Source organism: Paenibacillus sp. DRB1-1, from assembly GCF_052119485.1.
Classification (GTDB): Bacteria; Bacillota; Bacilli; order Paenibacillales; family Paenibacillaceae; genus Paenibacillus; species Paenibacillus polymyxa_B.
The window spans coordinates 78,826-100,384 of the sequence record NZ_JBODQH010000002.1 but is presented as its reverse complement, the minus strand read 5'-3'; the positions used below and the strand labels follow the sequence as shown (position 1 = coordinate 100,384).

General features: G+C 46.2%; 4 protein-coding genes. All 4 read left to right on the top strand.

Features of this window, described 5'->3' with window-relative positions:
• The first annotated feature begins 41 nt into the window (after positions 1 to 41).
• The 4 genes from fabD (at position 42) to ACQW03_RS25020 (ending at position 21,536) form a co-directional block, all read left to right on the top strand.
• Complete coding sequence (gene fabD / locus ACQW03_RS25035) at positions 42 to 1,262, top strand: ACP S-malonyltransferase (protein WP_076294713.1); 1,221 nt, start codon at positions 42 to 44, stop codon at positions 1,260 to 1,262.
• Positions 1,237 to 7,329 carry an aminotransferase class III-fold pyridoxal phosphate-dependent enzyme gene (locus ACQW03_RS25030; protein ID WP_441952545.1) on the top strand — a complete coding sequence of 2,031 codons (6,093 nt, stop codon included), beginning with the start codon at positions 1,237 to 1,239 and terminating at the stop codon, positions 7,327 to 7,329. Before fabD ends, ACQW03_RS25030 begins: the two co-directional genes overlap by 26 nt.
• 684 nt (positions 7,330 to 8,013) lie before the next feature.
• Complete coding sequence (locus ACQW03_RS25025) at positions 8,014 to 16,887, top strand: amino acid adenylation domain-containing protein (RefSeq protein WP_441952779.1); 8,874 nt, start codon at positions 8,014 to 8,016, stop codon at positions 16,885 to 16,887.
• A 23-nt stretch (positions 16,888 to 16,910) separates the two neighbouring features.
• The gene (locus ACQW03_RS25020; RefSeq protein WP_441952543.1) at positions 16,911 to 21,536 is read left to right on the top strand and encodes an amino acid adenylation domain-containing protein; all 4,626 of its coding nucleotides are present in this window, start codon (positions 16,911 to 16,913) and stop codon (positions 21,534 to 21,536) included.
• Positions 21,537 to 21,559: the final 23 nt, after the last annotated feature.

Genomic DNA, 21,559 nt, shown 5'->3' with positions numbered 1-21,559 from the left:
TTTTGTTTTACCGCTTTTTATGGAGAGGAAAGGGGTTTGACATGAGTAGCATGACTTTGCTTTTTTCAGGACAAGGGTCTCAGTATGTCGGGATGGGTTCGGCATGGTATGGCGGTTTTTCAGAGGCAGATCACATCTTTGAAGAGGCTGCTGATATTTTGGGGTATGATTTGAAAACTTTATGTATGAAAGGACCCATCTCCCAATTATCGAGAACATCCTACACCCAGCCTGCACTTCTCACAATTAGTGTAATCGCATTCAGACGTTACATGCACGATGTTGGGATTATTCCTAAATTTTCTGCAGGGCATAGTTTGGGTGAGTATTCTGCATTGGTAAGTAGCGGAGTCTTATCGTTTGGCGATGCTTTGCGGGTGGTACAAGAACGGGGACGCTTTATGGAAGAAGCCTCAGAGGCCGGCCTGGGTTGCATGATTGCTGTTCGGGGGGCTGATTTAAATCTGCTGGAAGAGCTGTGCGATCACTATTCCGTAACCAGTCAGCCTATTACCATCGCTTGTTATAACTCCTCCTATCAATACGTCGTTTCTGGTCATCATGCCTCTGTTGCTGCGGTGGCGGGACAATTAGAGCAACGTGGGTTCCAAATTACCCGTTTGCAGGTAAGCGGCCCTTTTCACAGCCCGCTTATGCAGCATGCTGCTGACCGATTAGCATTGGAACTGCAAAAATATACGTTTCATGAACCGCTGTGGCCTGTCATTTCTAATGTTACAGCACTGCCATATACGGATGCCAACAGCATTCGTCAAGGTTTGCATTTACAAATGATCCATCCAGTACGGTGGATACAAACGATGCAGTATATGGAGAAACATGGGGTGAAGCAGGGAATTGAATTAGGACCGCGAACGGTGCTGAAAAACTTGGCGAAGGAAACAAACATCGCTTTTGAGGTGCTTTCCTTGGACAGAGACTTGGATCGGCTTGAACTGGAACGTCGTTTTTCGATCCGTGATTGGTTGGTCAAACCGCTGGCGGTGGCGGTGTCTACACCCAATGCCAATTGGAATGAGGATGAGTATCATAAGGGGGTTATTTTACCTATTCGCAGATTGGAGGATTTACTCAAAAGCATAGAATCGGGCAGATCTTCTTCTGCTTATGAACTAAGACGCGAGGCGCTGGAGTGTATTCGCCTGATATTGCAAACCAAACAAGTATCTGCAGGAGAGCTGGAGGAAGTTTTAGACCTTTTGAGGAGGGATCAGGATGGAGCAGTTTCAAACTTTAATTGAAATCATTCAGGACCGAGCCAGTAGAGCTGAAAATGGAATTATTTTCATTTCGGGTGATACGCAGGAGGAGTATGTAAGCTACAGTCAACTTCTGGAGCAAGCACTGCAGGTACTTCATCAATTGCAGGAAAAAGGAGTACAGCCTGGCAATAAGCTAATTATGCAAATTGAAGACAATCATACCTTTGTGAATGTGTTTTGGGGTTGTCTGCTTGGCGGAATCGTCCCCGTACCTGTAAGTATCGGGAATAATGATGAACATAAAATGAAGCTGTTTAAAATCTGGAGTACCCTTACTTGCCCTTACATGATTGCGGATCATAAAGTATTAGAGCAGTTAGAAAAGTATTCTCATCAGCATGAGATGCTGGATTTCTTTGATTCTGTGAAAGAAGCGACCTTTTCTAGCCATGATTTTGATTATTCCGATCAGAACAAAGGGACCATTCATCAATCCAGACCGGAGGATTTGGCGTTTATTCAATTTTCCTCTGGTTCAACAGGTGATCCCAAGGGAGTCATGCTGACGCATGAGAATCTCGTATACAATATTCGGGATATCGCCAGTCAAACAGGAATGACTTCAAGTGATGCGTATCTGGGCTGGATGCCACTCACACATGATTTGGGATTGATCGCTTTTCATTTAACCTGTATCATCGCCCATGCCAAGCAGCTCATTATGCCAACAGCTCTTTTTATAAGACGTCCTTCATTATGGCTAAAAAAGGTGTCGGAGCATAAGGTGACTCAAATCTGTTCTCCTAACTTCGGGTATAAATTTTTCCTTGATCAGTATAAATCCAAAACAGCGGATAACTGGGATTTGTCAAGTGTTCGCATGATTTTAAATGGGGCTGAGCCCATATCGGTGGAGCTTTGCCATGTATTTATGGAAGCCATGAGTGTACATGGATTAAAGAAAAATATCATGTATCCTGTATACGGTTTGGCAGAGGCAAGCGTAGGTGTCTCCACTCCACCTTTGGATAAAGATAATTTTGTTACTATTCATTTAAATCGGCAGCAGCTACATGTAGGTGAACCCATAGAAGAAGTAGATTCATCCGATAAGCGTTGTCTTACGTTTGCGGATTTGGGCTACCCCATGGCCAGCACCTCTGTTCGCATTTGTGATGAGCAAAATCAGGTACTAAAGGACGATGTAATCGGATACACCCAAATTTGCGGCAAAAATGTGACTGCCGGGTACTATAACAATCCTGAGGCTACCGCAAAGGTCAAGACAGAGGATGGCTGGCTCATTACCGGAGATTTGGGTTTTATGAGAAACGGACGACTGGTGATTACAGGCAGAGCCAAGGATATCATTTTCGTGAACGGCCAGAACATTTATCCGCATGATATCGAAAGGATTGCAGAGGAACTGGACGGGGTGGATCTGGGGAAAGTAGCTGTCTGCGGTGTACATGATGCACAAACTAGACAAGATCGTATTGTTGTTTTTGTGATGCACACGAAAAAAATAGAGTTATTTTTGCCAACAGTCCAAAGGCTGAAAAGCCATTTGAATTATCGGGGAGGATGGCATATTCAGGACGTAGTTCCAATCCGCCGTATTCCCAAAACAACTAGTGGAAAGGTTCAGCGCTACAAGCTGGCTCAGAGCTACGAGCAGGGAGAATTTGATGTAGTATTGGCAACCCTGGCGGAGGCCACTCGAATTACACAGGAAGCGAACGATGCCCCTGTGCATCAAGGTGAGATCGAGCAAAAACTGATTGGGATTTGCCAAGCTATTTTAAATGTACAGTCAATTGGGACGGAAGACAGCTACTTTGATATCGGCGTAACTTCCTTACAACTCGTTCAGATCGTGGACCAATTAGAGGAACAGCTCGGGATTCATATTGAGGTAACGGACTTTTTCTCTTATCCGACTATCGCCAAGCTAGCTGGTTATATATCCAGCCAGGATTTAGGTCATAAGGTGATTACAGCACCGCAATTGGAATCCAAAGAGGAGGTAGAGGACCTGGATATTGCTATCATTGGCATGTCCGGTAAGTTTCCTCATGCGGATACACTTGAGCAGTTTTGGGCGAATGTAGCTTCCGGTACAGATCATATCAGTCCATATAGCGACGAAAGAAAAAAGGATGCCGAAGGTTTTATTTCCCGTCTGAATATGGAAGGCCGAAACATGCAAATCGCCGAAGGTGGCTATCTGGACGAAGTGGACAAATTTGACTACACCTTCTTCAAGCTGACTCCACGGGAAGCTTCTCTGATGGACCCGAATCAACGTTTATTTCTGCAAACTGCTTGGAGCACGATTGAGGATGCAGGCTATGGAGGAAAACAGCTGTCGGGGAAAAAGGTAGGGGTGTATGTTGGATTCTCCAAAACCAGCTTTGAATATGAACGATTGTTGTCCGAAGTGGAGCCAGGAGCGCTTCCAAACTTTGGCATAGGCAATCTTCCGTCCATTATCTCCAGTCGGATTGCGTATTTGCTTGATTTAAAAGGCCCAGCACTGACCATTGATACGGCATGCTCCTCGTCACTCGTAGCGGTGCATCTGGCGTGTAAGTCGATTTTGAATGGAGACTGTGAGATGGCTTTGGCCGGTGGAGTGAAGACCATTTTGCTGCCGTTGAAAGCTGGCATTGGCATGGAATCCTCCGATGACCGGGCACGAGCATTCGACGATCAGTCGGACGGCACAGGCTGGGGCGAAGGCGTTGGAGCCGTTCTCTTAAAGCCGCTCCGCCAAGCGGAAAAAGACGGAGATCACATTCTGGGTGTGATCAAAGGAAGCGCGATTAATCAGGACGGCAGTACGATTGGAATTTCCGCGCCCAATGCGCTGGCTCAATCAGAAGTCATTTCACAGGCGTGGCGTGATGCACGGATCGATCCCGAGACGGTAAGCTATATTGAAGCCCATGGTACTGGCACCAAGCTGGGCGACCCCGTTGAAATTAAGGGCATTACCCAGGCATTCCGCAGATTTACACAGCGCAAGCAGTTTGTGGCGATAAGCACGGTTAAAACGAATATTGGGCATTTATACGAAGCTGCTGGGATTGCGGGATTGATCAAATGCGTGCTGTCGATGAAGCATCAACAGATTGCACCGCTCGTTCATTTTCGCACACCCAACCGGAACATCCATTTTGAAGAATCTCCGGTGTATGCCAACACTAGACTGAGGGAATGGAAGACAGACGGATTTCCGAGAAGATGCGGGGTGAGTTCCTTTGGCTTCAGCGGGACAAACTGCCACGTGGTGCTGGAAGAATATATAGCGAAAAAGGGTGCGGACCTAGAAACCACCGACCGAAAAAATGGATCATCGCCATTGTTGCTGACACTGTCGGCGCGAACTGAAGGAGCTTTAAGTGAGTTGATTGCACGGTACGTGGATCGCTTTGAACGTGAGGAAGAATTGCCGATGGAGGATGTCTGCTATACGGCTAACACGGGCAGAAGCCACTTGACATACCGAGTGGCTGTGATAGCCGAAGGAGCGGAGGCCCTGAAAGCGAAATTACTTCAGCTTTATGAGCAGGGCAAGGCCATTGAAGGTGTATACATTGGAAAAGTAGATAGTAGTGGTGGTACAGAAACAGCCGTCGGAAGCTCGGACACTTTGCAAGCACTGGAGCAAGTAGCAGTGAAGTACGTACAGGGGGCACAGATAGACTGGGACACGATATACGCAGGTCACCCGTACAAAAGGGTTTCTCTACCTACGTATCCGTTTGAAAGGAAAAGGTGCTGGATTCATGTTCCAGAACAGGTTCGAGCAGAGCAGAACGCGCCCGTTTATAAAAAACCAATAGTAAGGGAGTCTGAAAATATGGGGAATGAGTATTCGACTTCAGCGTCGTTTACTGAGCAGCATAAATCTTCCATTCAACAAAAGCTAGCGAAAATGATCGGTAATGTGTCACAACTTAGTCTTGAGGAACTGGAACCGCAAACACATTTTCTAGAACTAGGGCTGGACTCCATTAATTTGTCCCAGGTCCGCCACAGCATCAAGGATACATTCGACCTAGATGTCCCGATGAATGAATTTTTTGAATCGCTGACCACGCTCGAACTGCTGACTAACTACGTCGCAAATCAAGTAAGTATTTCCTATTCAGACGAGGTAGCAGTTGGTGCTTTGGAAAGCCAACCGAAAATACCTCTTCATCGGGTAGAAGCTACTACAGTATCAACCTGGACGGGGCAGGATTCCAGCGCAATTGGTACATCGTCTCATGGAATAGTTACGTCCGGGCAAGAGCCATTTCAAAGCGCAACAGTTATAGCGACTTCTGCGAGTGTCGAGCAGATTTTGCAGCAGCAGCTGCACGTGATGTCACAGCAGCTTGATGTGCTCCGAACTCAACCGACTCCTCCGTCATCCGTTTCCCAATCATTTCAACCGGAAAGGGTTTTGCCGTCAGCAAATAGAGGAAGCGCAGAGATCATTGAAACCAAACAGGAAATCGCAACTGCATTAGCTACTGTTCCACCGGTACTAGCTGTTCCGAAGAATGCAGGCCAGGAACCAAAACCGTTTACACCCTATAAAAAGCTGGAGGTCAAAGCCAATGAATTGCTTTCACACCGACAAGAACAACATCTCCAAGAGCTGATTGAGCGCTATACTGCTCGGACGCGAAGCACCAAGCAGTACACTCAGCATTATCGGTCTGTCTACGCGAATAACCGTAATGTAGCCGGATTTCGGCCTATTTTGAAGGAAATGGTCTATCAAATTGTTTCTCAACGTGCAGACGGGTCCAAAATTTGGGATTTGGATGGGAATGAATATGTGGATTTGACCATGGGCTTTGGTGTTAATCTGTTTGGACACAATCCAGCCTTTATTCGTGAAAAAATTGAGGCAGAGCTAAATAACGGCATGTGTGTCGGACCCATGTCTAACATGGCAGGACAAGTCGTCGAGAAGATTTGCAAGCTGACCGGTGTAGAACGGATCGCTTTGTACAATTCCGGCACCGAGGCGGTTATGGTTGCCCTCCGTTTGGCGCGTGCTGCCACTGGGCGAGCCAAAGTAGTCATTTTTGCTGGCTCCTATCATGGTACGTACGATGGTGTGCTCGCGTTGGGTAGTGCAGGCAATAATAAGGAGAAATCCACACCTCTGGCGCCTGGCATCTTGCAGCATATGGTGGACGATATCGTTGTACTCAACTATGGAACGGACGAATCGCTGGATTATATACGTACACATGGGCAGGAGCTGGCTGCTGTGCTAGTGGAGCCGGTGCAAAGCCGTCGTCCCGATTTTCAGCCAAAGGCCTTTTTGCAGGAGGTCCGTCAAATCACGGAGCAATCCGGTACGGCCTTTATTTTTGATGAAGTGATTACAGGCTTCCGGATTCAATCGGGAGGCGCTCAAGCGTGGTTTGGGGTACAAGCTGATCTTGTGACCTACGGTAAAATTATTGGCGGAGGGATGCCGATCGGTATCGTAGCAGGGAAAGCCGCCTTTATGGATGGGATTGACGGAGGAACCTGGAGCTTCGGAGATAATTCCTATCCTCAGAATGAGCATCGGCGGACCTTTGTAGCCGGTACGTTCTGTCATCATCCGCTGGCGATGGCGGCATCCCTAGCAGTGTTGGATTATTTGGAAAACCACGGTGAGCAGCTGCAAAATCAGTTGAACAGCCGTACTTCGACGTTGGCAGCAGAGTTAAATAGTTACTTTACCAACGAGCAGATACCCATGAAGATTGTTCACTTTGGTTCACTATTTCGCTTCGTTCTCAAGGGTGATCTGGAGCTTTTCTTCTATCACATGCTGGAAAAGGGTATTTACATCTGGGAAGGGCGGAACTGCTTCTTGTCGACCGCTCATACGGAGGAAGATATTGCGCGGATCATACAAGCTGTCAAGGACAGTGTAGATGAGCTGCGTAAAGGGGGATTCTTGCCTGATCTGACCCCGAACGGGAAAGGCCCAGGTCCAGGTAAGCAAAGTGTGTCTATAGCCAACCCTTCAGAAGTATCGACAGTGGACGTGGATGAAACGGTTATCCCACTAACCCCGGATCAAAGGCAGTTCTGGTTCGCTTAATGTCAAGAAACGAAGTGACTTCCATCTTGATACGCGAACGTATATTAATGTGAGAAGTTAAGTGAACTGTCCAATCCCGTATTGATGTTGCCGGAAAATTGAGTAAAGTGCACTTCGGCGTCTTTACCCTCCAAATTTGATAAAATGTCAGGTTCTATTTTAGGACTTGGCATTTTTAGTAGTGTGGGTATCAGTTATGAGAAAGTCGGTCGGAGATGAAGAAAATCTCAATTGGGCATGCGTATAGCTTCATCGAATTCAATTGTCATAAATTAGATGATAAATTCTAACATTTACTTTTAAATTGAGTCTTTAATTTGAGCTTTGAGTATCATAACTTTTAAACTTTATGAGGACGCATGTCAGCGAGCAAAAGAAAAGATTTGAGTTTTTAAGAATCAATACTGGAAAAAAACTATATCCTGCATAATAAGTTGAATAAAAGAATTTAGCCATTAATGGTTTAATAAAACAAATTAGATCCTCGTTTTACTAGATGGATAATTATATTTTATTAGTATAAGGATGGTTCCTTATACAGTGGATCGTTCATATTTACCTTCCTATGAGAACTTTATCTGTACCCCTAGCTAGGTTAAATCGTGCTTTTTGGGTTAGCGTCACAGCTGGAAAGGATAAAATTAATTCCTTGAATACCCCATAGTAAAGGAGTCTGAAAAGATGGTGAATGAATATTTCTCGACGGAATCTGCTTCCAATCCGCAAAAATCTACGATTACAAATAAACTGTCAAAAATAATCGAAAGTGTATCCCAACTCAGTCCAGACGAATTAGAGCCGCAAAAACATTTTTTAGAACTGGGTTTAGACTCTATTCTTCTGTCTCAGGTTAAACACAGCATTAAAAGTACATTTGGCTTGGATATCCCGATGAACGAGTTTTTTGAATCACTGACTACGCTGGAGTTGCTGACAAACTATATTGCTGATAGGGTAGCCTCGACCTCTGAAGAATTGACCCGGAATTCGGAGGAGCATCAGCTGGCTGCGTCGTCCAGTATCACTTCTTCGGTGCCTTCCGTCTTGCCGGGCTGGAGTCAAAAATCTGCTATCCCTATAGAAGGCCCAGCATCACATGAAAGCAAGCTATCAAATAAGGATGTACTTGCGGGGAGAGAACGAATTTTAGAAATGCAACTTCAACTCATGTCGCAGCAGATGGAAATACTGTGTCAATCTCGACCTGCACCAGTGGCAATGCCTGAATCGCTTTCACTACAAACTTCTGTCGAGCCTCAGACATCCGCGATGAAGGAGGTAGCTGCCACAGTCACTTCTGTTTCCCCCATACAGGCTTCCGTGTCGGCTGTTTTGCCAGACAGAAAAAAATCAAAAGCATTTGTTCCCTATCAAAAAATAAATGTACAAGCCCATAATTCACTTTCACTTAGGCAGGAAAAGCATCTGCAAAAGCTGATTGAACATTACACGATGCGCACACGAAAGACCAAAGAGTATACTCAGCAATACAGGTCTGTATATGCCAATAACCGGAATGTGGCCGGATTTAGGCTTGCTCACAAGGAAATGGTGTATCAGATTATATCGCAGCGTGCAGAGGGTTCTAAAATTTGGGATTTGGATGGTAATGAATATATTGATTTGACGATGGGGTTTGGGGTCAATTTGTTTGGTCACAATCCATCCTTTATCCGTGAATCGATAGAGAAGGAAATACATAACGGGATGTGCCTTGGACCGATGTCTAATATGGCCGGACAGATTGCCGAAAAAATTTGCAAAATGACAGGCATGGAACGAATTGCGCTATATAACTCGGGGACAGAGGCGATTATGGTCGCTCTTCGGTTAGCACGGGCTGCCACCGGGCGAGATAAAGTGGTGATTTTTTCTGGTTCCTATCACGGTACCTTTGATGGAATATTGGCATTGGGGGGGACAACGGATGACAGGGAACAACATTCCACTCCCCTGGCACCTGGTGTACTACAGCACATGGTGGACGATGTCGTTGTGCTCAGCTATGGAACGGACGAGTCACTCCATTATATCCGCTCCCATGCCCATGAACTGGCTGCTGTTCTCATAGAGCCAGTGCAGAGTCGTCGTCCTGATTTCCAGCCCGCAGCTTTTCTGAAGGAAGTACGCCAGATTACGGAGCAATCCGGGACCGCGTTCATTTTTGATGAGGTAATTACGGGCTTCCGTATTCAGCCAGGGGGTGCGCAGGCGTGGTACGGCATTGAAGCTGACCTTGTAACTTACGGTAAAATCATTGGCGGCGGTCTTCCCATCGGTATCGTGGCAGGGAAAGCATTGTTCATGGATGGAATTGATGGAGGAATGTGGAGTTTCGGAGATGACTCCTATCCACCGCATGAGCAACAACGGACGTTTGTAGCGGGAACTTTTTGCCATCATCCCCTGGCTATGGCAGCTTCCCTGGCCGTACTAGAGCAGTTGGAGAAGGACAGGGGGCAATTGCATAACGAGCTAAATAGTCGTACGAAGGCGTTCGTAGAAGAACTGAATCACTATTTTACGGAGGAACAGATACCTATAAAGGTCGTTTACTTCGGTTCCTTGTTCCGCTTCGTCCTTAAAGGTGACTTGGAACTATTCTTCTATCACATGCTGGATAAAGGAATTTATATATGGGAAGGCCGGAACTGTTTTTTGTCAACGGCTCATACTTCGGAAGATATAGAGCGGATTGTACAGGCAATTAAAGAGAGCGTTAATGAGCTCCGCAAAGGAGGATTTCTGCCGGATCTGCACCCTCATGAAAACGATCTAAACAAGGCCTTTTTTCCTGAAACTGCAACTGCAGACCTTAAGGAATCGACGATTAAGCTGACTCCGGATCAGAAGCAATTATGGCTCGCCTCAGTCTCGGATTCAAAGGAATCGCAGTCGCTTCATGAGACTGTTTTACTGCGTTTCGAGGGTCCGCTACATGTTAAGGAATTTAATGAGGCTGTTCATCGCATCGTTAAACGCCACGAAGCCTTACGCACCTTTATGGGGGAGGACGGAGAAACGCAGATCATCGCCCCGGCAATGGCCGTCAGCATTCCACTACATGATATCAGCAGTCTTACTGTAGAGGAACAGAAACATGATATCCGTGCTTGGATGGATAAGGACAGGGAGACCGTATTCCCAATAAGTGCGGGGGACCCTTTATTCCGTATCCAACTTTTAAAAACGTCGAATGAGAAGCACATCGCTGCATTTACATTTCATCATCTGATTGCAGATGGCTGGTCCATCGGTGTGTTTTTCCATGAATTGGAACGATTTTATTCCGCTTGTGTACAGGGGGAACACTGCACGCTTCCCGATCCTGTTCCGTTCCGAGATTTCGCAGCATGGCAGCAAAACCAGTTAGAGGCAGGTGGAGCGGCTGCCCTTGCTTTTTGGTCAGATGTACTTGCGAAGCCATTGCCCGCCCTTGACTTGCCGTCTCTCCAACGCAACATCAGCTCTCCTTCTTCGCGCGGAGCACGGCACACCATTGTGGTGGATGCACCTCTGGTGAAGCAGCTGAAATCAGTCAGTATTCGGCTTGGCAACAGCTTGTTTGTGACTTTATTGTCTGTTTTTCAGCTTTTCTTGCACAGACTGACAGGCCAAAATCAAATAATGGTAGGTATTCCAACCGCAGGGCAATCTCATATGGGTGTGTCCCCGCTAATTGGCAACTGCGTTAACTTGCTCCCAGTGATTTGTGAGGTAGACTCTGGAGCAACGTTCACGGAATTCACACAGACGGTCAAGCGAGTAATGCATACGCTGGATGCTTATCAGAAATACAGCTTTGCAGGACTTGCCCAGTTAGGATTAAGCCATCTGCCCGTTCTGAAGGTGTTATTCAATATGGACCGCCCCATTCCGGAGTTTGACTATTACGGACTGGAAACAGAATTGCTGGAGCACGAACTATTGTTTTCTCAATATGAGTTGTTTTTGAATGTTACGGAATCTGGTCAGCAGTTGCGGCTTGATTTTGACTATGCTGCGAGTCTTTTTCAACAAGACACTATGGAATTATGGGCGCAATACTTTCTACATCTGCTGAGCTCAGTTGTGCAGGAAGACGGAATGCGTATATCTGCGCTGTCTTTGCTTCGAAGTACGGAAAGGGAGCGGCTTTTGGAAGTGTGGGCGACATACGCGGATTCTAAAGGGAATTATCCTTGTGTCCTGGACAAATATAAACATCCGTCTCCTACTGGTACCATCGGACAAGTATATTTGGCCACATCCGCTGGTTTACTGGGAACGACGCTGGAATGGGCTTATATCGAGGTTGGAGGGAGAATGCGACATATCGGTGCAGCCAACCGAGATGTTCTTATTCGCGGTCATCAAGTGAATCTTGAGCAGATAGAGAACCATCTTTTGCGAGCACTGGATTTGGATGCCTGTGTTTTGACGGCACGGAAAGACGGCGAGAGCAGTAACTCTTCGTATCTAGTGGCTTATATAGTGGACAATAATTCTAATTCGTGGGATATAGCGAAGCTGAAAGAGAGTGTTAGCTCAATACTTCCTGATTATGGGCAACCTCGCTTTTGGGTTCTGATGGATAGCATCCCTCTTTTGGCTGATGGGAAGCCGGATTTTCAATTATTGCCGAAACCAGAAGATATCAGGATAGAAGACTCGCAGAAGCAGGTTTCTGACAGTAATATGACTGAGGACAAACTGATATCCATATGTAAGGAAGTTTTGAATGTATCTGATATCGGATACAACGATAATTTTTTTCAAATGGGTGGAGACTCCTTAAAAGCGACTGTTCTTCTAAGCAGAATTAACAAGGAATTCGAAGTATATATTCCGCTGGTACAAATTTTACATTTGCAAACGATTGCACAACTGGCGGCACATGTAAAAGGAGGACAAAAGCGAAAGTTTGAGCCGCTTGTTCCGGCAGATTTACAGCCCTTTTATCCGGTATCTCCCGCTCAAAAAAGAATGTATGTGCTGGATCAACTGGGTGGAGGTGCAGCGTATCATGTATCGGGTCAACTGCATATAGAGGGAGAGTTACACGTTTCCAGGTTCATTGTTGCAGTGAAGGAGGTTTTTTCACGGCATGAATCCTTTCGGACGTATTTTGAGATAGTAGACGGGGAAACCGTGCAGAAGGTACAGGATGTGCTTTCACTGGACATTCCTGTTACTCCAATTTCCGAAGAGGATGCTAATCACACCCGTGAACTGTTTATTCAGCCTTTTGACCTGAGTAAGGCTCCTTTAATTCGTGCTGAGCTGTTCGCAATCCATCGTGACCAGTTTATGTTGCTGATCGATATGCACCATATCATTTCAGACGGCTTCTCGATGGCAGTATTAATGGATGAGATCAGCACGCGGTATCAGGGTATGCCACTTGCCCCCATTGACGTTCACTACAAAGACTATGTCGTTTGGCAAAAACAACATTATGCCGGAGACAGCCAAGCAAAGGATGAAGCATTTTGGTTAGACACGTTGGACGGCGAGCTCCCTGTATTAGACCTGCCAACTGACTTTGCTCGTCCGTCAAGTCAGAGCTTCGCAGGGGACAGCCTTACCTTCATTGTGCAATCCAAGCTGACGGATAGACTTAATCAATTGGCAAGAGATACGGGAACAACGCTCTTTATGGTGCTTTTGGCAGCTTATAATGTGCTGTTAAGCAAATACTCCGGGCAAGAGGACTTCCTCGTAGGTACACCGGCAGCGGGTAGAGGGCATGCGGATACGGAAGCGATGATCGGCATATTTGTGAATACTTTAGTTCTCCGTAATCGACCGCTGGCATCCCAGCCATTCAGTGCTTTTCTGGAGGACGTAAAACATAACACTCTGCTTGCGTTGGAGCACCAGGAATATCCATTTGATCAACTGGTCGACAAACTGGATCGAGTACGCGATGTAAGCCGCAATCCCATCTTTGATACGATGTTCAGTCTGCAAAATAAGGGAACAGAGGTCATTGAACTCGGCGGACTTCGTTTGCAACCGAATGAGTTTAATTTAGGTGTATCGAAGTTCGATCTTTCATTACATGTAACAGAAACTCAAGACCAGTTAACTTTCACCTGGGAGTATGCGACCAGTCTGTTTAAGTTGGAGACGATTGAGCGATTTGCCCTCCATTATATAAAAGTGCTGGAAATCGTAACTCAAGATGTCGGAATTCGCTTGGCTGACATGGATATGCTGACAGAAGAAGATAAGCACTTATTACTATATGAGTTCAACAACACCTCTGCCTATTTTCCGCGGGATGCAACGATTCATGGAAGGTTTGAGCAGCAGGTTAGCAGGACTCCAGATGACATGGCAATCATATTTGGAGATAAGTGTATGACTTACCAAGAGTTGAATGAGCTGGCGAATCGTTTAGCGCGAACGCTGCGGGCGGAAGGAGTGGGACCGGATCAGCCGGTGGGGATTATCGCTCAGCGTTCACCTGAGATGATGATTGGCATCTATGCAATTCTAAAAGCAGGTGGAGCTTATGTACCCATTGACCCGGGATACCCACAGGAAAGAATTCAATATATGCTTGAAGATTCGAAAACACAACTGGTGCTGACACAACCACAGTTTGCAGAACAGCTGAAGCAATATGCGGACTGCAAGGTAATGGTGTTGGATTATGCTTCCACGATCATGGCTTTGCAAGCGTCCAGGTCGACGGAGCCTACGACAGACTGCATGAGTAGCTGGCATGAAGATGCCTCCAACCTTGAGCCTCTAGCAGAACCAAACCATGCGGCCTATATCATCTATACATCCGGTTCCACAGGGAAACCGAAAGGGGTTATTGTTGAACACCGCTCAGTCGTGAATCGGCTCTGCTGGATGCACAATAGATATGGCCTGAGCGCAGAAGATACGATTTTGCAAAAAACTGCCTTTACTTTTGACGTATCCGTTTGGGAGTTGTTCTGGTGGTCGATGGTGGGCTCTAAAGTAAGCTTGCTGCCAATCGGTGGAGAAAAGTCTCCCGAACAGATACTGAACACGATTAATGAAGACAAGGTGAGCACCCTTCATTTTGTACCCGCGATGCTGCATATTTTTCTGGAATACTTGGAGCAGCAACCAAGGGAAATGGTGCAAGCAAAATTGAAAACGTTAAAACATGTATTTGCCAGTGGTGAAGCATTGCCTCCTCAGCATGTGGCGCGTTTCTATCGAATTATGTCAGGGTTTGGAAGCGCAAAACTAATTAACTTGTATGGTCCAACAGAAGCTACTGTAGACGTTTCATTCTTTGAATGCGAGCCTGTGGAAGAGCACTCGGTGATCCCGATCGGTAAACCGATTGATAATATTCATTTGTATGTTGTACAGGAAGGTACGGAGCGATTGCAGCCGATTGGAGTGGTGGGAGAACTTTGTATCAGTGGTATAGGAGTAGCCCGTGGCTATCTTAATCGACCGGAACTGACAAAGGAGAAGTTCGCTGCCAATCCGTTTAACAGCGGAGCGGAGGACTATGAGCGGATTTACCGCACAGGAGATTTGGCGCGTTGGATGCCTGACGGCAACATTGAGTATCTGGGTCGGATCGATCAACAGGTAAAAGTGAGAGGATATCGTATTGAACTGGGCGAGATTGAAGCGCAGTTGCTGTCTGTAGACGGAATCCAATCAGCAGTAGTCGTAGCGCGGGAGAACAAAGACGGCTACAAGGATTTGTGTGCATACTTTGTGGCTTCTGAGCCATTAAGTCCGCTGGACGTGCAGAATGCGCTCAAGCAGAAGCTGCCGTTTTATATGATTCCAGCATATGTGGTGCCTATGCAGCAGCTTCCTCTTACGGCTAATGGAAAAACTGACCGAAAAGCTTTGCCTGAGCCGGACCGCCATGATTCTTTACAAACGGATTATGTTGCTCCGAGAACTGATGTCGAAAGGGCGCTGGTCGTGGTATGGCAAGACGTTTTGGGATGTGACCCTATAGGCGTTCGAGATCATTTTTTTCTGCTTGGCGGCGATTCTATTAAGGCCGTTCAGGTTGCCTCACGTCTGCGTCAGCATGGTTATTCCCTTGACATTTCTCTTTTGATGGAGCACCCGTTCATTGAGGATCTCAGCAAGCTTGTGACAACTTTGTTCCGCTACACAGACCAGAATTCGATAGATGGAGAGATTCCATTAACATCGATTCAGCGGCAGTTGAATGAACTGGGCACATTTTACACCTTGCGGACGGCAACATCCATGCTATTTGCAGGCAACCCGGACTTCGATGAGGATCTGTTACGGTCTGTGCTGCAAACATTAACTACTCATCACGAGGGATTACGGCTTGGTCTGGCGTCGATCGACGAACCGTCTACCCTTGTATACCGAGATGAAAATGAAGAATGGTTCACACTTGATGTGTTCTCTCTTGTAGATGATGACCATGAAGCTAGCAAGCAATTACAGATCGAATGCTTCCAGATTCAAAATAGTTTTGGAATGTTTGAGGGACCCAGAGTACGCGCAGGCTTATTCCGGATGTCGGGTTCCGACCAGTTCTTCCTTTCTGTAGATCCGCTAGTGGCTGATCCCATATCTTGGCGTATCCTGCTTGAGGATTTCACAACTGCCTATGAACAAGCTCTCAACGGGGAACCGATAGTGCTTCCTGACAAAACAGATTCTTACCGCTCCTGGATGCGGTGGCTAGAAGACTATGCAGACAGCAAAAAGCTGGCCAAAGAGAAACTCTACTGGCTGGATAAGGTTAATTTCGATGGAGAATTTATACCGAAGGACCATGAGACACCTGCACATTCCGAAACACTTCGTCCAGTAGACAATTGCATCATACAGCTTTCGGACGAGAAAACAAGCCAGCTGTTGACACGGGCTAACCAAACCTATAATACGGTGACCGCTGAGTTACTGCTTGCTGCATTGGGACTGACTATAGCGGAATGGTCCGGACAGTCTAAGATTGCCATTGGATTTGAACATTATGATCGGGAGCAACAAACTGTGACTTCGGACAAACCAGACCTTTCAAGAACCGTAGGACAATTCGGTTCCATATATCCGCTTGTTTTGGACATGGAGCCTGGGGAAGACAGTTCTCTTTTGCTCAGAAACGTGAAGGAGACGGTCCGGCAAGTACCCAACCAGGGTTTAGGATATGGATTACTAAAATATGGTTCTGCAACCTACGGCAGATCGGAATTTAATGCTAAGTATTACCCGGAAATTGGCTTCCGCTTGATTCATTCTGAATCGGTCAGTTCCTCTCACTTTCATACATCGCCTATGGATGTTGAATTATGGTCCGACCAGAATTGTAGCGTTTCAGGTTTAGCCTATCCCCTCTATCTGGATGGGTGGATAAAAGATGGTAAGCTTTCCATCTGCATGCTTTATAACCGTCACGCGTATGAAGCAGATACTATCCGAATGCTTCTGTTGCGTTTTGAACATCATTTGTCGGGCATTATTCAGCATTGTCTGGACCAATCCGGACGGCAACTAACACCATCGGATGTGGGAGCACGTGGTTTGGATCTAGATGAGTTTGAAGACATGAAGCAGTTTTATGAGAATCTATAACGATTCGTACGAGGAGGATATCCATGATCAAAGGACTTGAAATTGAAAAAGTGGTCAACTTGACTCCCTTACAGGAAGGAATGCTCGTTCATGCGCTGATGGAACCAGAATCACAGGCTTATTACGAGCAATTACGTATTTCTATTCGGGGAGATCTGGATTGGAATGCCCTGCAAAAAAGCTTTCAGCTACTGGTTCAGCGTCATGAAACGCTGCGCTCGAACATTTATCATAAATCCGCTTCTCGTTCGCGGCTGATTGTCTTTAAGAAGCGAAATACGGCGATTACTTACGAAAATATGACAGAACTGACCGGAAAGGAGCAAGCCGACGCTATTCGTAGATTTATGGATGTGGACCGTAACACCCATTACGATTTGAGCAGGGATATGCTCATCCGGATGGCTGTACTTCAAACGGATAAAGATGCCTATACGCTGCTTTTAAGTTTTCATCATATTATTATGGACGGCTGGTGTCTTGGCATCATAATGGACGAGTTGTTAACGGCCTATGAGGCCTATCATACAGGCCGTTCCGTTCAATTGCCTGAACCACGACCTTACACCGGGTATGCCGACTGGCTTGAAGAACAGGATCAGGAGGCCGCCAAGAATTACTGGAGTTCTGTATTACAAGGCTACGAACAAACAGCTGGACTTCCGATGCTAAAAACTCCAGCTACAACTTCTGAAAAAGACGGCTATCTGCTACAGGAATATAGAACGTCGCTGACGGAAAAAGAGACCAGCACTTTGCGTGCGATTGCTGAATGCAATGGGACCACGCTCAGCAGTCTTTTTCTGGCCGCCTGGGGAATTGTACTTGGTCGTTACAACGGAAGCAAGGACGTAGTTTTTGGCACGGTTGTATCTGGGCGCCCGTCGGAATTGGATGAAGTAGAGCGAATTGTTGGATTGTTCATTAACACCATTCCATTACGAATTAGATTAAATGAAGAAAAGAGTTTTGTTGAATTGTTGCGCGATGTCCAGAGAGCCTCTGTCCAAGGAAGGATGAACGGATACTGTTCACTTGCTGAAATCCAGTCGCAATCTGCACTCAAGCAACGCTTGCTTGATCATATCGTTGTATTCGAGAACTATCCGCTGGAAAACATGATCGGGAGACAGGACTGGCAAGACAAACTCGGGTTCATTATTGAGGACGCCCGGTTATTCGAAGAAATACCGTATGACTTTAATATTGAAGTTGAAGACAAGACGGCAATGAGCTTTATATTGTCCTATAACGGCAAGGTTTACAACGGTGAAGCGATGAAGCATCTGGCCGATCACTTGAAGCATGTCTTCCTCCAAATTGCCAGCAATCCGGATGTTTGCCTCCGTGACGTTCGGCTGTTAACAACCGAAGAAGAGGCAAATTTGACGAAAACATGGAGCGGACCCGTTGTCCAGTTTCCTTCACTTACTTTTCACGGGATATTCGAAGCGCAGACGGAGCGTACACCGGAACGAGCGGCCGTCATATATAAAGATACGCTGCTCACTTACAAACAACTCAATGATAGAGCAGACGCTCTTGCCCATTTTTTGCAGAAGCGTGGAATTACACGGGAGAGTCTGGTCGCTGTCATGGTTGACAGGTCTGTTGAGATGATAGTGGCGGTGCTGGGAATTATGAAAGCCGGAGCTGCCTATGTGCCAGTAGACCCCGTGTATCCAGAAGAGCGTATTGAATATATGCTGCGTGACTGTGGAACGACGATTGTGCTTACGCAATTTCACCTGACGGGCTGGCTGAAAACAATGGATTTTATGGGCGAGGTAGTCGATCTCGCTACCTTGCCACTCCAGCCCGAGATGGATTCGAACAAGCAGTATATCTCCACATATGAGCCCAGCTCTTTGGCGTATGTCATTTATACATCGGGTACCACAGGTAAGCCCAAAGGCGTTATGGTTGAACATCAACAATATGTCAACACCGCACTCGGTTACAGACACAGCCAAGGATTTAAAGATTTCCCTGTTAAGCTACTGCAAATTGCCAGCATGTCGTTTGATGTGTTTGCATGCGATTTGGCCAAGGCATTTGTCAATGGAGGTACCTTGGTCATTTGTCCTGAAAACGTGAGAAATGATCCAGCTGCCTTGGCTACACTGTTGGAGCAGCAGGAGATTACTACGTTTGAGACGCCGCCTGTGCTTTTAGCTCTGCTATTGAATTACATCTATGAGCATGGTACAAATATCAGTTCCCTAAAGCTGCTTACTACTGGAGCAGATAGCTTGGCTGTTGCAGATTACCGTAAGATGTTGACACGTTTTGGCAGCAAGATGCGGATTATTAATACGTATGGAGTTACCGAAGCCGCAATCGAATCTAGCTTTTATGAGGACGAGCTGGAAAAATTGCCTCTGTCCGGAATTGTCCCTATCGGCAGAGCTCTACCAAATCATAAGTTATATATTGTTGATGAAAGGATGCGTCCGGTCCCTGTCGGTGTAACGGGCGAGCTGTGTATTGGTGGAGCTTCTGTAGCGCGGGGATATCTGAACAGACCGGAGCTTTCGGCTGAGAAATTCGTGTCTGATCCGTTCTCGCCTGGTGGACGCTTGTATCGTACTGGGGATCTGGCGCGCTGGCAGCCAGATGGGAATATTGATTTTATCGGGCGAGCTGACTACCAATATAAAATTCGCGGATACCGGATTGAGCCTGGAGAAATCGAATCTATTTTGCTCGAAACGGAAGGAGTGCGCCAGGCTGTTGTTGTTGATCGACTGGACACAGCGGGACAAAAGTATTTATGTGCCTATGTTGCAGGTGCAGCTGAGAAAGACATACTGCGAGATAAACTGGCTCAGCAGTTACCAGTCTACATGGTTCCAGCCCAAATCATTGTATTGGAACAGTTGCCATTGACCCATAACGGGAAAATAGACCGATCCAATCTGCCCGAACCAGATGAAATAGCACCGTTGGATAGCGTATATGAGGCACCACAGGATGAATTGGAAAAAACAATCGCTTTGATCTGGGAAGAAGTGATCGGTGTTAAACCAATTGGATTACACAATAACTTTTTCGAGCTTGGCGGGGACTCGATTAAAGCATTGCAAATTGCAATCCGCTTAAATGCCAAAGGTCTGAAAATGGAAGTAAAGGACTTATTCCGTTACCCTGAAATTCACCTGATAGCACCGTTTATAAAAAAAATCACCCGTATCATTCCCCAAGGGATTGTAGAGGGTGCGGTAGACTTGACACCCATTCAACTCGATTTTTTTCAGCATCATCGGAGAGATCGTCACCATTATAATCAGGCGGTCATGCTGCAAAATGATGAAGGATGGAATGAATTATGGCTGAAAAATGCCATGGACAAGCTGGTAGCCCATCACGATGCATTACGGCTCATTTTTGTGGAAGAGGAAAAGGGAGCCTCCGCCTATAACAGGGGAGTGAACGAAGGTGAGTTCTTTACATTAACGAGCTATGATTTGACACAATCAAGCCAGCCTGAAGAAGAAATCCGACACATTGGTGATGAGCTGCAAAGCAGTTTGGATCTGCAACGAGGTCCTCTCATACGTTTGGCTTTATTCCATTTATCCGGTGAAGATCATCTGATGATCGTTATCCACCATCTTATTGTAGACGGTGTGTCTTGGAGAATTTTGCTGGAAGATTTGGGCACCGCCTATGATCAGGTAGCTCGAGGTGAGATGCCGAATCTGCCCGGCAAGACTGATGCTTACAAAGAGTGGGCTTTAGGACTGACCACTTACGCCGAAAGTGTACAGGTACGCCAAGAAATCAGCTACTGGAACAATGTAGATTCACGCAGGATACGTCGGTTACCAAGAGATCATGAAATCGCGGTTAGCCTGATGCAAGATCGACGCCAAGCGGAGGTGGTACTCAGCAGGGATGAGACGGAAAAGCTGTTGAAGCATGTACATCATGCCTATCATACGGAAATGAATGATCTGTTGCTTACAGCCTTGGGTCTGGCTTTTTATGAATGGAGCGGTTACAACGAAATCCCGATTTTGCTGGAGGGGCACGGCAGGGAGGAGATCATTAAAGATTTGGACATCTCACGTACAGTCGGCTGGTTTACCTCCCTGTATCCCTTTGTAATCGAGGTCAACAGACCCGAGAACTTGGCCTATCAGATCAAAATGGTTAAAGATAAGCTGCGGCGGGTGCCTAATAAGGGCGTCGGTTATGGTATTTTACGTTATTTGACCAAGGACCAGACTAAAGCCGCTTCTCTAGTCGCTGCACCATTCCCGGAAATCAGCTTCAATTATTTGGGACAATTCGACGAAGAAAACAAGACAGACATGCCTTGGCGTATTTCCCGATTAGCAGACTTAGCCAATGGTGAGAGAAGCCCGCGTGCGGAAAAGACGAATACATTTGACATTAACGGCATGATCACGAACGGAATCCTTCGGTTTGAATTTGAATATAACGGGCTTGAATATGGTGTAGCAACGGTAGAGCGATTAACGATCGGCTTTAAAAAACATCTATTGAATCTTATCCATCATTGTTGCACTAAAGATCAGGCGGAGCGCAGCCCTACGGATTTTACATATAATCAATTGTCTATGGGGCAATTTGAACAAATATCAAGCCGATTATCGGATAAGCTGGGAAATCTGTTGAAATAAATGATATCAGCAAGTTGAAACTC